At 52.8% G+C, this 16,092-nt stretch carries 10 protein-coding genes and 1 pseudogene; 4 read left to right on the forward strand and 7 right to left on the reverse strand.

The window, feature by feature from the left end; genetic code table 11:
- Positions 1-322 precede the first annotated feature (322 nt).
- Complete coding sequence (locus tag V7028_RS14375; protein WP_334120772.1) at positions 323-721, forward strand: hypothetical protein; 399 nt, start codon at positions 323-325, stop codon at positions 719-721.
- Between the two features lie 158 nt (positions 722-879).
- Here the strand turns inward: V7028_RS14375 and V7028_RS14380 are convergent, their stop codons facing one another.
- The gene (locus V7028_RS14380; protein WP_334120773.1) at positions 880-1,851 is read right to left on the reverse strand and encodes an alpha/beta fold hydrolase; all 972 of its coding nucleotides are present in this window, start codon (positions 1,849-1,851) and stop codon (positions 880-882) included.
- Between the two features lie 89 nt (positions 1,852-1,940).
- Here V7028_RS14380 and V7028_RS14385 point away from each other — a divergent pair, with 89 nt between their 5' ends.
- Together V7028_RS14385 and acnB are read left to right on the forward strand one after the other, a co-directional pair.
- The gene (locus V7028_RS14385; RefSeq protein ID WP_334120774.1) at positions 1,941-2,945 is read left to right on the forward strand and encodes an AraC family transcriptional regulator; all 1,005 of its coding nucleotides are present in this window, start codon (positions 1,941-1,943) and stop codon (positions 2,943-2,945) included.
- A gap of 183 nt (positions 2,946-3,128) precedes the next feature.
- A complete protein-coding gene (gene acnB, locus V7028_RS14390) occupies positions 3,129-5,711 on the forward strand; it encodes a bifunctional aconitate hydratase 2/2-methylisocitrate dehydratase (RefSeq protein WP_334120775.1) in 2,583 nt (860 codons plus the stop codon).
- 47 nt (positions 5,712-5,758) lie between these two features.
- On the opposite strand, the gene V7028_RS14395 is transcribed toward acnB, so the two are convergent.
- On the reverse strand, positions 5,759-6,181 hold the full coding sequence (locus V7028_RS14395) for a hypothetical protein (protein WP_334120776.1): 423 nt from the start codon (positions 6,179-6,181) through the stop codon (positions 5,759-5,761).
- 134 nt (positions 6,182-6,315) lie between these two features.
- Here V7028_RS14395 and V7028_RS14400 point away from each other — a divergent pair, with 134 nt between their 5' ends.
- Entirely contained in the window at positions 6,316-7,821 is a 1,506-nt protein-coding gene (locus V7028_RS14400) for an amidase (RefSeq protein ID WP_334120777.1), read from the forward strand.
- Here the strand turns inward: V7028_RS14400 and V7028_RS14405 are convergent.
- The 5 genes and pseudogenes from V7028_RS14405 to prpB form a co-directional block, all read right to left on the reverse strand.
- Positions 7,818-10,514 carry a phosphoenolpyruvate carboxylase gene (locus tag V7028_RS14405; protein WP_334120778.1) on the reverse strand — a complete coding sequence of 899 codons (2,697 nt, stop codon included), beginning with the start codon at positions 10,512-10,514 and terminating at the stop codon, positions 7,818-7,820. The two genes, V7028_RS14400 and V7028_RS14405, sit on opposite strands and share 4 nt — an antisense overlap.
- A gap of 256 nt (positions 10,515-10,770) precedes the next feature.
- Positions 10,771-11,985 carry a 2-methylaconitate cis-trans isomerase PrpF gene (gene prpF / locus V7028_RS14410; protein ID WP_334120779.1) on the reverse strand — a complete coding sequence of 405 codons (1,215 nt, stop codon included), beginning with the start codon at positions 11,983-11,985 and terminating at the stop codon, positions 10,771-10,773.
- Positions 11,982-14,600, reverse strand: coding sequence for a Fe/S-dependent 2-methylisocitrate dehydratase AcnD (acnD, locus tag V7028_RS14415; RefSeq protein ID WP_334120780.1), 2,619 nt, complete (start codon positions 14,598-14,600; stop codon positions 11,982-11,984). The genes prpF and acnD overlap by 4 nt, the downstream gene beginning before the upstream one ends.
- Positions 14,601-14,602: 2 nt before the next feature.
- Positions 14,603-15,763: a bifunctional 2-methylcitrate synthase/citrate synthase gene (gene prpC, locus V7028_RS14420; protein WP_334120781.1), complete on the reverse strand. Its 1,161-nt coding sequence runs from the start codon at positions 15,761-15,763 to the stop codon at positions 14,603-14,605.
- A gap of 59 nt (positions 15,764-15,822) precedes the next feature.
- Positions 15,823-16,092 (reverse strand): annotated as a pseudogene (prpB, locus tag V7028_RS14425) (methylisocitrate lyase); the annotation flags it as partial.

Consider the following 16,092-nt stretch of genomic DNA (forward strand, 5'->3'; position numbering starts at 1 on the left):
TGAGTTCAAACCTTATTTTTGTGAAATTGCGCCAAAAACGTATTTGAAAAATCCGGTTTTATGTTTAATTTTCATCAGTTGATTTGGAAAAAACTCATGCCAATTGAATGCTGGGGTATGACGTGAACTATTTGAACGACTGGTACAGGTTGAATCAGCAAAGAAAGCGTTAAGCGAGGCGCGAACTAGGAGAGATTGAAATGGATCTGTTCAATAACCAAGTTGGAATCGATAACGGGCGAGAATCCGCGCAGGAAAGTGACTTTGTAGTTGCTTCAAAGTGCTTTAATGCCTTAACAAGTAACAAATTGAGGGTGATCAAGTGAAAAGCTTCGTACTAGGGGTTTTTGCATTGCTTGTCTCGGCGTGCAGTGGTTCAAACACAGATCAACTTTTGCTCAATCAAATTCGAGCTTTGGTGGATACCGCTCAACAAGGTGACAGTGTGCTGCAATTACGCAAAATCGATTCAGTGAAATGGGATCAAATGGTATTGATAAGACCCTACACAGGTTATGAGACTCTTGATAAAGAACTGACTTCTAACAAAAAAGTGCTCGCCACAAAAATTGATCAGCGTGATGACGTTACCGTGATGGTGTTCACTAATGCTGGTGTGGTGGTGGGCGTGGTCGAATTTTCCAGAGCGGTTTCTGATCTTTCGCAACTCGAACTACGAAGATATAAGCCTGAAGACAGCATCTTTTTGAGCATTCGCTAAATTTTGTATCATTCGGGTCAGCACACTTAGACCATGAGACCGATTTAGCTCATTGCACATTGTTGCAATTACCCTGCCGATTCAGGCAGGGATCAAAGCCCGGCAAGGCGGGGTGGTGCAACATGTGCAGTGGTCTTTAAACAAGCCAGAAGAGTCAATTACTGCGCAATCGACTCTCGCCACTTCACATAATCCGCCGCAACCTGCTCTGGCTTTTCCATCATCGGCACATGCCCAACCTTGTCCATCAAAATTACTTCGAACCAAGGCATGGCGGTTTTCAATTCGGTTGCACCATCCACATGCAGCACGCGGTCTTCTTTGCCCCACACAATCAGCCCTGGGCCTTTGTAAGCCGAGGCGGGCAACACTGTGGCCAAATCAGAAGGCACGGTTTTGAAGTCTTTGTAAATCCGCTTGTGCAAAGGCTGATCAGCCGCAGCGCGCGCAGCCATGGCATTCACCACAAAGCCGGGTACAAAAGCAGGGCGTTCGTACATCACAATGTCCACAATCTTCTCGAACTCTTCGCGGTTGCTTGCCGTTAAAACAATTTCGCCTGTTGTCTCAAATTTTTGAATGACTTCCGATTTTCTCGATTCCAGCAGGCCAGCTGGTGCTAAAAACCACACCGATGCAACGTTGTCAGGGTACTTTGCAGCGTAAGCGCCGCTGATCCAGCCACCCATGGAATTGCCACCAATGTGCGGCTTTTGCAGGCCAAGCTTTTCAATGATTTCATGCACGCGGTCAATCTGCGTGTTGATCACATAGTCAGCATTCTGGTCGCGGGTGGACGCGCCAAACCCCGGCACGTCAATTGAATACACGGTGTAATGGTTCGTCAGGTAGTTGGCCAGGCGGTTGAAGTTGTCTTTTGATCCGCCAAAACCGTGAATAAGCAACAAGGGTTCGCCTTCACCACCTTGTAGATACGGCACCACGAAGCCGTCAATCTGCAGCACTTTTCGTTCAAGGCCGGAAATAGCCCGTTCTGCGGCAATGGCCATGCCTGCGGCACCCTGAATTTCGCCTTCGGGCTGTTCAAAACTGCAGGCATTCAGGCCGAGAAGTGCAGTGGCGGCAAATGCGGTTGCGAATCGTCGAAAGGCGGGTGTGTGTTTTTTCATGGCTGCGTGTCTTTTATTGAAGTCGATATGACGAATACGCGCTAGCATAGAACAGGAAAAACTCTTCTGACAATACTTCTTGTCAAATAATGAGCAGCCATTCTGATCTTGGACATATTTCCGCCAGTTACGTGAACCTGCTTTTTGACTGGTTGGCCGATGCGCACCCGGACATTGCATTGCGCATTCCCTACGCGCGCCCGCTGGCCGGGGAATTGAACCGCATTGACGTGTCTCGTTGGCAGGCCATGCTGGAGTGGGCTTACCACGCGCTTCAAGACCCTTCAATGCCGCTGAAAATTGCGGCCCACGTGCGCCCCGCCAATATGGGCCTGTTGGGTTATGTGGCCAGTTGCTGCACCAACCTGGGGGAAGCGTTTGCCCGTTTGCAACAGTTCGAGAACCTGGTTTACAGCGTGAACTCTTTGGCGGTTGCTGTGCATGAGGACCAAATTATTCTGCGTTGGGGGGCCGAACGGGGACGGCCTGGCCATTGGGTGGATTCGGTGGCCATCGGTGTATTGGTAGCTTTTACGCGGCAATTAATTGCCGAACCTATTCGCCCACTGCGGGTTCAATTCATAAACCCTGAGCCGCCGAACCACCCTGATTTCAATGAATTCTTCAATTGCCCCGTAGATTTTAATGGCCAGTACACCGAAGTGGTGTGGCCAGTTGCTCTGCTTGAAACCCAGTTGAAGTCGCCAGATTCGGTGATGCGCGGCATGCTGGATCAGCAGGCCCGGTTGTTGTTAAAGCAGGTGAAGGCCGGCGAGGAGTCAATTCCCGGATTGCAAAAAGCACTTCAAGAATCAGTGTCGGCGGGCCTGCCTAACTTGAATGAGGTGGCCCACCGTTTGTGCATGAGCACGCGTACTTTGCAACGGCGATTGCAGGAACAAGGCCGAAGCTTTCGGGGTGAACTGGAACGCGTGCGTGTGGAAATGGCCAAAAACTGTCTGGAAGCAGGCGAGTTGAGCCTGGCCGACATCGCCAGTTTTCTGGCGTACAACGACCAAAGTGCCTTTACCCACGCCTTCAAACGGATCTTAGGCGCCAGTCCGGCAAAATATCAGCGTGCAAAGCGACAATAGGTTCTAAAAGCAGGCCGAATCGGCTTTACCCTCTTTAAAAACAAGGGAAAGTCCTATATCATATATAAGACTTGTGAGGCACCGAACCCCCGCCACTTTTGCATTGCAACACTTGTGTGCACACGCGAACTGCCTCAAAATCACACAGTTTCTATTGACCCCCACCCAATCCAGGGAGAACTCATGCTTGATTCCTATCGCCAACACGTTGCCGAGCGCGCAGCGTTGGGCATTCCTCCACTGCCTTTGTCTGCCCAGCAAACTGCTGATCTGGTTCAGTTGCTGAAAAACCCGCCCGCAGGCGAAGAAGAATTTCTGCTCGACCTGGTCACCAACCGCGTACCTGCTGGTGTAGACGATGCCGCCAAGGTGAAATCTGCCTTCTTGGCCGCTATCGTGAATGGTGCGGACACCTGCCAGCTGATCGACCGCAAGAAAGCCACTTTCCTGCTGGGCACCATGCTGGGTGGTTTCAACATCAAGCCATTGATCGATGCATTGAACGACGCCGAAGTGGGTGAAATCGCAGGCGAGGCCCTGTCCAAAACCCTGCTGATGTTCGACTACTTCCACGACGTGAAAGACCTGGCCGACAAGGGCAGCGCAACTGCCAAGAAAGTGATTCAAAGCTGGGCCGACGCCGAGTGGTTCACAAGCCGCCCAGAAGTGCCACAAAGCATCAAGCTGACCGTGTTCAAGGTCACCGGCGAAACCAACACCGACGATTTGTCACCAGCGCCTGACGCCTGGAGCCGCCCCGACATTCCACTGCATGCACTGGCCATGTTGAAAAACCCGCGCCCCGGCATTGAGGCTGACGAACCCGGCAAAGTTGGCCCCATCAAGCAGCTGCAAGCATTGATCGCCAAAGGCAACCAAATCGCCTACGTGGGCGACGTGGTGGGTACTGGTTCTTCACGCAAGTCAGCCACCAACAGCGTGTTGTGGTTCACGGGCGACGACATTCCTTTCATCCCCAACAAGCGTTTCGGCGGCTACTGCCTGGGCAACAAAATTGCCCCGATCTTCTTCAATACGATGGAAGATGCAGGCGCACTGCCCATCGAACTTGACGTAAGCCAAATGGACATGGGCGATGAAATCGAACTGCGCCCCTTCGAAGGCAAGGCCTTGAAAAACGGCGCGGTTATTTCTGAATTCAGCATGAAAACTGATGTGCTGTTCGATGAAGTACGCGCCGGTGGCCGTATTCCATTGATCATCGGCCGTGGCCTGACAGACCGCGCGCGCGCTGCCTTGGGTGAAGGCCCAAGCCCAGTGTTCCGTCGTCCATCTGCGCAAGTGGAGTCTAGCAAAGGCTTCAGCCTGGCCCAGAAAATGGTGGGCAAGGCCTGTGGTGTGGAAGGTGTTCGCCCGGGTACTTATTGCGAACCCAAGATGACCACCGTGGGCTCTCAGGATACAACTGGCCCAATGACCCGCGATGAATTGAAAGATTTGGCCTGTTTGGGCTTCTCGGCCGATTTGGTGATGCAGTCGTTCTGCCACACAGCCGCTTACCCCAAGCCCGTGGACGTTAAAATGCACCACGAACTGCCCGACTTCATCGAGAATCGCGGTGGTGTTGCCCTGCGCCCCGGCGATGGCATTATCCACAGCTGGCTGAACCGCCTGTTGTTGCCCGATACGGTAGGTACAGGTGGCGACTCGCACACCCGTTTCCCGATCGGCATTTCTTTCCCCGCCGGTTCTGGCTTGGTGGCGTTTGCGGCTGCCACAGGCGTAATGCCTTTGGACATGCCTGAATCAGTGTTGGTGCGTTTCAAGGGTGAAATGCAGCCCGGCGTTACCTTGCGCGATTTGGTCCACGCCATTCCTCTGTATGCCATCAAGGCAGGCTTGTTGACCGTGGAAAAGAAAGGCAAGAAGAACATTTTCTCTGGCCGTATTCTTGAAATCGAAGGCTTGCCCAAGTTGAAGGTAGAGCAGGCTTTTGAATTGTCTGATGCATCGGCAGAGCGTTCCGCTGCGGGTTGCACAATTCATTTGGACAAAGAGCCGATTATTGAGTACATGACTTCCAACATCACTTTGATGAAGTGGATGATTGCACAGGGCTACCAGGACGCACGCACACTGACACGCCGAATCAAGGCCATGGAGGCGTGGATTGCCAACCCTGAATTGTTGAACGCCGATGCAGACGCTGAATATGCTGCCGTAATTGAAATTGATTTGGCAGACATTAAAGAGCCAATTCTGTGCTGCCCCAACGATCCAGACGATGCCAAATTCCTGAGTGAAGTGGCTGGCGACAAAATCGACGAAGTGTTCATCGGTTCTTGCATGACCAACATTGGTCATTTCCGTGCGGCCGGTAAAGTGCTGGAAGGCAAAAGCGACATTCCAACCCGTTTGTGGATTGCTCCACCCACGAAGATGGATCAGCATATTCTGACCGAAGAAGGCTACTACGGTATCTTGGGTCGCACCGGAGCGCGCATGGAACTGCCAGGCTGTTCACTGTGTATGGGCAACCAGGCACAAATCCGCAAGGGCTCAACCGGTGTGTCCACCTCCACGCGTAACTTCCCGAACCGGTTGGGTATCGATACCCGTGTGTATCTGGCTTCAGCGGAGCTGTCTGCAGTGTGTGCCTTGATGGGTAAAATCCCAACGGTGGCAGAGTACATGGAGCAGGTGAAAATGCTGGGCAATGTGTCCGGTGAAGTTTACCGTTACATGAACTTTGACCAGATTCAAGAGTTCGTGGACATTGCAAACAAGGCTGAATTGACTGCCTGACGGCACTTGGTTCGGTTCAATAAAAAAGCCACCTTCGGGTGGCTTTTTTACGTTGGCTCCAGGCTGTTGGTTCTTGATCGGGGTGTTCGCCTGATTTTTTGATTTGAATGTAACAACAATTCTTTCAAGGTTGAGTGAATCACACTGATTTCTGCAAGCTTGCCCAAGCGGCAAACGTCTCTTTGATTGGAAAACTTCACCAGCATGTCGCTGTGGTCTTCTTCAAGAAACAAAATGTTGGAGTTGGGGAACATTTGTTCAAGGCGTGCCAAGGCCTCAGCCTCAAACTCGACCATGATGTTCATGTCGCACACCACCAGCCTGGCTTGTACCAGATTTGTCAAATCGAGACCAATTTCACGAAATGAATGCACCGTAAGCTCACCCAAACCACTCAAAAAACGCTGATAAGCTATTGTTTTTATTGGGTAGTCGCTTAACACAATACACATGCGTGAAGTTGTTTTCATTTCGTGCTGCCAAAACAGGTAATAATTTTAATGCCCCTATTCTTCACGTTTCTACCCGAAGTGTGTATTACCTGAGTGGGGTAAGATATTGTGGAACATTTAGATTCTGCAATGCTTTCGGAGGCACTGTGAAAATGACAGGTTTCAAAGAATACGACGATTTTGACGCGTTTGGCCTGGCTGAATTGATCAAGAAAGGTGAAGTAAGTGCCATTGAGTTGCTTGAAGAAAGCATTGCACGCACTGAAAAAGTGAACCCGCGGATTAACGCGGTGATCCGCCCCATGTTCGACATCGCCCGGGCGCGTGCAAAACAAGTTGTTGAAGGCCCATTCGCAGGTGTGCCTTTTTTGTTGAAAGACCTGATTGCCAGTTATGCGGGTGTAGAAATGAGCTCAGGAAGCCGTTTTTACAAAGGTTTTGTACCCGTCGAGGATTCTGAATATGTAAAACGATTCAAAAAAGCCGGCTTGAATATTTTTGGCAAAACCGCCACGCCGGAATTTGGCATTACGCCATCCACCGAGCCTGAGCTGACCGGGCCATGCCGTAACCCCTGGGACCCCTTGCGCAGCCCCGGTGGTTCCAGCGGTGGCGCTTCAGCTGCGGTGGCCGCCGGCATTGTGCCCATGGCAAGTGCCAGTGACGGCGGGGGGTCTATTCGGGTACCCGCATCGTGTACCGGTCTTTTTGGCTTAAAGCCAACTCGTGGGCGTGTGCCGTCTGGCCCCGATCAAGCCGATGGCTGGTTCGGTTTTATTGCCGAGGGGGTTGTTTCTCGTTCTGTACGTGACACAGCGCATATGCTGGATTGCCTTCAGGGCAATTATCCCGGGCAGTTGCTGCGTATTGCACCGCCCGCCAAAACTTATGCTGCCGTCATTGAAGTCAAACCAAAAAAACTGAAGATTGCCTATTCGCTGGATCCGGCATTGGGTGAAAGTCTGCACAGCGACTGCCAGCAGGGTGTTCTTGAAACAGTCAAATTGCTGGAAAGCCTGGGCCACACCTGCGAAGAAGTTCGTCTGCCCATTAACAAAGAAGAATTTATTTACGCCTACACTGTGCTGGTGTGTTCGGAAATGGCTGCCACTTTAAAAGAGGGCGAGCGGGTGCTGGGAAGAAAAGGCAAGGCCACTGATTTTGAAGAGCGCACCTGGGCGTTGATGAAGCTGGGGCGCAGCTTCAATGGGGGTGATGTAGCCAACGCCATCTGGACGCTTGCACAGTTTTCACGGCAGTGGATGACTTTTTTCGAGCCTTATGACGCGCTGTTAACCAGCACGCTGGGCGAATTGCCGATCGCAGTGGGTGGGTTGCGGCCAACCCCTCAAGAGTTGATTGAACTGAAGGTGCTGGGCTATTTGCCCATCGGTTTTATAGCCAAGCAGAAAGATTTCGTGCTGAAAGCGGGGCGGCGTGTTTACCAGTACTGTTCCCAAACCATGCCGGCCAACGTCACTGGTCAACCCTCCATGAGCGTGCCTTTGCACTGGAATGCGCAAGGCATTCCGGTGGGCATGATGTTTACTGGCCGTTTTGGCGAGGAAAACGTGTTGCTGAACCTGGCCGCCCAGTTAGAGCAGGCCAAACCCTGGGCAGGCAAACGCCCGCCCATTCATGCGGGCAATCCCGCTTAGCCAAAGCGGTTAGAACTGGCGATCGCCTGCATGGACATTACAATAGGTTCTATCAGCTTTTCTTGAATCCCAGGGCCTGCCTGCTGGTGGGCCTTGAGCAGTCCAATTTGCATGGCATGTGCCGCTTGAGTCAGCGGTTTCTTCACCGCAAGTATTTCAGCGTCTATTGGGTTGTGATCCATCAGGTTGGGTGTTTGTTTGATGGTCAAGATCAGGTCTTTCGCCAGTTCATATTCGTTCTTGATTGTCTCAAATATACCTTGTGATCGAACCGGTGCCAATTTTGCATATTGTTGGGCAATTCGCATGTCCGCCTTTTCCATCGCGGTGGCGGTTCGGTCAATAAAGCTTTTAAAGAATGGCCATTCCTTGTACATGGTTTGCAGTTGTGCAGTTCGTTGCGCGGGTGTGGTGTTGGCACCAGTTGATTGATCGATGAAGTTTTTTAGTGCACTGCCTGTGCCAAAAAATGCAGGCATTGCGCTTCCAGATTGATACCAGGCACCCACCCACGGTATGGCCCGCAGTTTGTCAAGGTTGAGCCCACCCCCGGCCACGTTTGCGCGTGAAGCGGGGCGGCTGCCTGCATTTGATTTACCCACAAATTCAATGGGTGTAGTGCTTTGAAAAAAATGGGGAAGCTCAGGGTTGGAGTACAGGCTTTCATAGCTGTTGCGTGCATGATGCGCAAGCTTTTCCATGGTGTCTGCGTATTTGCCAAGTTGTTGGTCTGTGCCTGTTGCCATGGTTTCAAGCGTTGAGCCGACCATGTCTGCAAGGTTATACTGCGACATTGTTTTGGTGCCGAATTTTGCAGGTACTTCTTCACCTTGCTCTGTTTGTCGCATGCCGGTTAGCAGGCTGGCCCCGTTGGTGGATTTGATTTCCTGCGCATAAGAGTCACCTGAGCCTCTGGCTTCTGTGCCGCCACGGCCATGAAATACATGCAAATTCACGCCATTCTGGTTGGCCACTTCAAGCATCTTGGCTGTGCCTTCGTACACTGCCCAACTAGAGGCCAGTGGACCATCCAATCGATTGCTGTCGGAGTAGCCCACCATAATTTGTTGCTGATTGCCGCTGGCTTGAAGCGCCTGCCGATACCAGGGGTGGCTCAGCATGCTGTTCAAAATAGCAGGGCCGTTGTGCAAGTCATTGACCGTTTCAATCAAGGGAACAACGTTCATCTTGATGCCGTGTTCATCGGCCAGGCCCGCGTGCTTCAGCAGCAACATCACCTCAAGCATGTCGCTCATGGTTTCTGTATTGGCCGTGATGCAGTTTTTCAGTGCCAGTGGCCCGTAGCTGTCGTGAATGGTTTTATAGCTTTTGATCAATGCTATTTCACGATCGAATTCAGCATTGTCGCTTTGACCGTCGATGGGTGCATCGCTAAGTCTCTCCTTGTTGGTGTTCATCAGCAGACTGGTCAGCAAGGTTTGCTTTTCATCTTCTCCCAGGCTTTCATAATTGCTTGGGCCGCCAGATCTTCTCAACAATTCACCTACCGTTTTTTCGTTCATTGCGCTGTTCTGTCGAATGTCGGTGCTGGCTCCGTGAAAGCCAATGCTGTCCGCATCCAGTTTCAGCAAATCAAGTTTCTCTCGAACCGCAGTTCTTTCTTCAGTATTCAGGCTGCCAATATTCAAGGATTCAAGATCGTGCAGCAATTCATTTGCATTCAGGTACAAATCGCCCTGAATAGGCAGCGGGCCGTTGCCCACCAGGTGCTCTTTGGTTCGTACAAGTTTTTCCCGAATCAGGCCAAGTGGTTCTGAATGCCCGGATTTGCAAAGCAGGTTACAAAGGCTGCCAGTTTGAGTGTTTTTTTCTTTGCCTAATTTCTGTTCGAAGTATTCAAATGCCGCCGTGCTCAGGGTTTTGACCACGTCTTTCAGCACTGTTGCATCAATATTCGGGTTGCCATCGCGGTCACCCCCTACCCAGTTACCGGCTTCAACCAGGGGTTTCGACAGTTTGAGATTGTTGGGCAACACAGAAAGTTGTTGATTGATTTGTTTGTGAATGGTGCGGCCCGAACTGTGCAGGTGCCTGATATTGGAAGAGAACTGATTTGCTTCGTCCTGCACACTGGGCTTTAATTCGCGCACGCCTTGAATTTCCCAAAGTTCTCGACAAACTTTTGCATTTCCTTGAGGGGTTGCAATGTCATCTAGTTGAGAAAGTACAATCGCACTGGCCTGTGGTTTGTTGAAATTGGTGGGGTGTGCGGTAAATACCGGAGAGATTTTTGTGTTGGACAGTCTTTGAACAATTGATTCTCCTTGGTTTGCCGAGTTCTCGATCAAGGATTTAAGGCCCCGTATCAGCGATTGTTTTACCGGGGCGTCTTCGGCTTTCAGGTGCCTTTCTGCGGTACTCAATATCATCAGTTGGCTATTCAAGTATTTCAGTGCGCTGACAATTGCCTCAGGGTCATTCTTGTTGCTCTGAACAAACGCATCGATTTGCGCGTGTAGTTGATCGAAATCAGGTTCAGCGGTTTCAATATGTTCAGCCAATCCGCCAGCCTCAGCAAACTTCAGCGGAGACAAGCTTTTCTGCAACTGTAGCTTCAGGTTTGCATGGGTATTTTGGCGAATGTCTTTGAGTTTGCTCGCCAAGGGACCCATTATTTTGCTGGATGCTGTGCTTGAGCGGCTTTTTTGCAATGCGTTGTTGGCTTCAGACATAAAGACTTGATCGCCACTATGGCTTGTAATTGCGCGAAACATGGTGAAGACCCCATTCAATTTTTGGAGCCATGAGGATAATTAGCGTGACGTTACGTAATCAGAAAGAGGGGTGGGGGGATGTGAGTGCTTGCTCACTCTTTTGCGTATTGCTACTGTTCATGAAATTCTGAACTTGCACTTCAGTTCTCGGCATTGCACCGAAAAAAACTGAAGTGCGTGTAGTGGCAAGCCTCGTCAGCTTGGTTCCATTTAATTAAAAGGTATCGCTGGGCACGCGCACCCAACCTTCCATCAACACCCGCGCACTGCGGCTCATGATGGCTTTTTTCACAGCCCATTGACCATTTTCCAGTACAGCCTGCGCACCCACACGCAAAGTACCGCTGGGGTGGCCGAAGCGAACGGCTTCACGTTGGGTGTCAACATTGTTTCCACCTGTCGCCAAGTTCACCAAGGTACCAGGTACTGCAGCGGCCGTACCAATGGCCACAGCAGCAGTGCCCATCATGGCGTGGTGAAGTTTACCCATGCTCATGGCGCGCACCAGCAGGTCGATGCCTTGGGCCTGAACCACCTTGCCGCTTGAACTTGTGTAGGTTTTCGGTGGTGCTACAAAGGCCACCTTGGGCGTGTGTTGACGCTTGGCTGCTTCATCCACATGTTTGATCAAACCCATTTTTACCGCGCCGTGGGCACGAATGGTTTCGAACATGGCCAAAGCCTTGGGGTCGCTGTTGATGTCATCTTGCAACTCGCAACCTGTGTAGCCAATGCTGTCTGCATTCACAAAAATTGTGGGAATGCCGGCATTGATCAGTGTGGCTTTCAGTGTGCCCACGCCGGGTACTTCCAGGTCGTCCACCAAATTGCCGGTGGGGAACATGCTGCCCGCAGCGCCGTCGTCACCTTCATCGGCTGGGTCTAGAAACTCCAGCTGAACTTCAGCCGCAGCAAAGGTAACGCCGTCAAGTTCAAAGTTGCCAGTTTCCTGCACCAGTCCATCGGTAATCGGCACATGTGCAATGATGGTTTTGCCGATGTTGGCTTGCCAAATGCGCACCACGCAAGTGCCGTTTTCGGGCACGCGCGCAGGGTCGACCAGGCCACTGGCCACCGCAAACGAGCCCACTGCGGAGGACAAATTGCCGCAGTTGCCGCTCCAGTCTACAAAGGCTTTGTCGATGGAGACCTGCCCGAACAGGTAGTCCACATCGTGGTCAGCCTTGTTGCTTTTGCTCAAGATCACGGTTTTGCTGGTGCTAGAGGTGGCACCACCCATGCCGTCAATTTGCTTGCCGTAGGGGTCGGGGCTGCCGATTACGCGAAGCAATAATTTGTCGCGTGCTTCGCCCGGTTTCCGGCACGCTTCGGGCAAATCCAGCAAGCTGAAAAACACACCCTTGCTGGTGCCGCCGCGCATGTAGGTGGCGGGTACCTTCAGTTGCTGCTTGTTGGCCTGCTGGCTCATGCTGCTTTTCCTTCAAGGAAGTCTTGCGCAAAACGCTGCAACACGCCGCCAGCTTCGTAAATTGAAACCTCTTCAGCAGTGTCCAAACGGCAAGTCACGGGGAATTCCACACGCTCGCCATTCTTGCGGGTCATCACCACAGTCAGGGTTGCGCGTGGGCTGCGCTCACCTACCACTTCAAACACTTCCGTGCCGTCAATGTTGTAGGTGTGGCGTGTGTCGCCTGCCTGGAATTCCAGGGGCAGGGTGCCCATGCCGATCAGGTTGGTGCGGTGAATGCGCTCGAAACCTTCAGCAACAATTGCTTCCACACCGGCCAGGCGAACGCCTTTGGCTGCCCAGTCGCGTGACGACCCCTGGCCGTAATCTGCACCCGCAACAATGATCAGCGGCTGGCCACGGTCCATGTAGGTTTCAATGGCTTCCCACATGCGCGTTACGTTGCCTTCGGGTTCAATGCGGGCCAGCGAGCCTTTTTTCACCTTGCCGTCTGCGTCACGAACCATTTCGTTTTGCAAGGTGGGGTTGGCAAAAGTGGCGCGCTGCGCAGTCAGGTGGTCGCCGCGGTGCGTTGCGTAGCTGTTGAAGTCTTCTTCTGGCAAGCCCATTTTGTGCAGGTATTCGCCAGCTGCGCTGTTCATCATGATCGCGTTCGACGGGCTTAGGTGGTCCGTCGTGATGTTGTCCCCAAGTACCGCCAGTGGGCGCATGTTTGTCAACGTGCGTGGTCGCGCAGCCAAAGCACCTTGTCCCTCTGTGTCCCAGTACGGTGGGCGGCGAATGTAGGTGCTTTGTGGGCGCCAGTCGTACAGCGGGCTTTTCGCTTCTTCAATGGCGCCCAAATCAAACATCGGAATGTAGATTTCGCGGAACTGGGAGGGCTTCACAAACTGCTTCACGATGGCATCGATTTCTTCGTCGCTTGGCCACAGGTCGATCAGGCGAATTTCCTTGCCATTCACCACACCCAGCACATCGCGCTCAATGTCAAAGCGGATTGTGCCCGCAATGGCGTAAGCCACCACCAGCGGGGGCGAAGCCAAAAAGGCCTGCTTGGCGTAAGGGTGAATGCGACCATCGAAGTTGCGGTTGCCACTCAACACAGCGGTGGCGTACAAATCGCGGTCAATGATTTCCTGCTGAATTTTGGGGTCCAAAGCACCGCTCATGCCGTTGCAGGTGGTACAGGCAAACCCCACAATGCCAAAGCCCAGCTTTTCCAGTTCAGTCAACAGTCCTGAATCTTTCAAATACAACTCGGCCACTTTCGATCCGGGTGCAAACGAGCTTTTTACCCACGGCTTGCGCACCAGCCCCAGTTCATTGGCCTTGCGGGCCAGCAAGGCGGCAGCCACCACGTTGCGTGGGTTGCTGGTGTTGGTGCAACTGGTAATGGCGGCAATAATGACCGCGCCATCGGGCATCAGGCCTTCGGCTTCCTGTGCGCGTGCGGCGTCCAGGTTGCCTGAAATGCCTTTGACCGCCAAATCGCTGGTGGCCACGCGGGCGTGCGGGTTGGAAGGGCCTGCCATGCTGCGCACCACTTTGCTCAAATCAAATGTCAGTACGCGTTCGTATTCAGCACCCACCATTTTGCTGGCCCACAGGCCAGTGTGCCTGGCGTATTGTTCGACCAGTTTCACTTGTTCGTCTTCACGACCTGTCAGTTTCAGGTAGTCAATGGTTTGCTCGTCGATATAGAACATCGCGGCGGTGGCACCATATTCCGGTGTCATGTTGGAAATGGTGGCGCGGTCGCCAATGGTCAGGCTGTTGGCGCCTTCACCGAAGAATTCGATGTAAGCACCCACCACACGTTCCTTGCGCAGGAATGCGGTCAATTCCAAAACGATGTCTGTGGCGGTAATGCCGGGCTGGCGCTTGCCAGTCAGTTCCACGCCCACAATGTCGGGCAGACGCATCATGGAAGCGCGGCCCAGCATCACTGTTTCCGCTTCCAGGCCACCCACGCCAATGGAAATTACGCCCAGCGCGTCCACGTGCGGTGTGTGGCTGTCAGTGCCCACACAGGTGTCGGGGAAGGCCACACCGTCACGAACTTGCACCACGGGCGACATTTTTTCCAAATTGATCTGGTGCATGATGCCGTTGCCCGCTGGAATTACATCTACATTCTTGAATGCGGTTTTGGTCCAGTTGATGAAGTGGAAACGGTCTTCGTTGCGGCGTTCTTCAATGTCGCGGTTTTTCTGGAATGCATCGGGATCGAAGCCGCCACATTCCACAGCCAGTGAATGGTCCACAATCAATTGCGTGGGCACCACCGGGTTCACGAGCGATGGATCGCCGCCTTCGTCAGCAATTGCGTTGCGCAAACCAGCCAGATCCACCAAGGCGGTTTGGCCTAGAATGTCGTGGCACACCACGCGGGCTGGGTACCAAGGGAAGTCCAGGTCGCGCTTGCGGTAAACCAGTTGCTTCAGGCTGTCGGTCAGGGCGCCAGGTTCACAGCGGCGCACCAGTTGCTCGGCCAACACCTTGCTGGTGTAGGGTAGCTTGTCCCAAGCGCCGGGCTCGATTGCATCAACAGCCGCTTGAGTGTCGAAGAAATCAAGCTGGGTGCCTGGCAGGTTTTTGCGAAATTGTGTGTTCATGCTTATTTGCGGTCCTTGATGGCTACAAATTTCTGGTCTTCCGGGCCTGTGTAATTGGCGCTTGGGCGAATGATCTTGCCGTCAATGCGCTGTTCAATCACGTGGGCGCTCCAGCCGGAAGTGCGTGAAATCACGAACAGGGGTGTGAACATGGCAGTGGGCACGCCCATCATGTGGTAGCTCACGGCGCTGAACCAGTCCAGGTTCGGGAACATTTTCTTAATCTCCCACATCACGCTTTCCAGGCGGTCGGCGATGTTGTACATCTTCATGTTGTTCTGTTCTTTGGACAAATCTTCCGCCACTTTCTTGATCACCACGTTGCGTGGGTCGCTCACGGTGTACACAGGGTGGCCAAAACCAATCACCACTTCCTTGCGGTCCACACGGGCGCGAATGTCGGCCTCGGCTTCATCGGGGTTGTCGTAACGCTTTTGAATTTCGAACGCCACTTCGTTGGCACCACCGTGCTTGGGGCCACGCAGGGCGCCAATGCCGCCGCAAATGGCGGAATACATGTCCGAACCTGTACCAGCCACCACGCGGCTGGTGAAGGTGGATGCATTGAATTCGTGTTCTGCGTACAGAATCAATGAGGTGTGCATGGCGCTGACCCAGCTGTCGCGAGGCTTCTCGCCGTGTAACAGGTGCAGGAAGTGGCCACCGATTGAATCGTCGTCGGTTTCCACCTCAATGCGCTTGCCGTTGTGGCTGTAGTGGTACCAGTACAGCAGCATGGAACCGAGTGAAGCCATCAACTTGTCGGCAATGTCGCGTGCGCCGGGGTGGTTGTGGTCGTCTTTCTCAGGTTGCAGGCAACCCAACACAGACACGCCAGTGCGCATCACGTCCATGGGGTGGGCTGAAGGGGGCAGGGCTTCCAGTGCCTGCTTCACGCCTGCAGGAATGCCGCGCAGTGCTTTCAGCTTGGCCTTGTAGCTGGCCAGTTCAGCCACGGTGGGCAACTTGCCGTGCACCAGCAGGTAAGCAATTTCTTCGAACTCGGTGGTGGTTGCCAAATCAAGAATGTCGTAACCACGGTAAGACAAATCGTTGCCTGTGCGGCCCACTGTACACAGTGCGGTGTTACCAGCAGCGGTGCCGGACAGGGCTACAGATTTCTTGGGCTTGAAGCCAGTGCTTGTTGTTTGTTGTTCAGACATTGCTGTCTCCTGAATAAAAATATTGTTATATAACAATTATTTGTAAGAATTATTTAAAGTTATTTCTGCTGGAACAAGGCGTCCAGCTTCTGCTCGAAATCGTGGTATCCAATGCTGTCGTACAGCTCCATGCGGGTTTGCATGGTGTCCAGCACGTTCTTCTGGGTGCCATCGCGGCGAACGGCTTCATACACATTCTGCGCGGCTTTGTTCATGGCGCGGAAGGCGCTCAAGGGGTACAGCACCAGGCCCACACCTACACCTTTTAGTTCTTCCGTTGTGAACAGTGGGGTTGAGCCAAATTCCGTGATGTTGGCCAGCACGGGCAC

The sequence above is a fragment of the Limnobacter sp. genome, assembly GCF_036846585.1.
Lineage (GTDB): Bacteria > Pseudomonadota > Gammaproteobacteria > Burkholderiales > Burkholderiaceae_B > Limnobacter.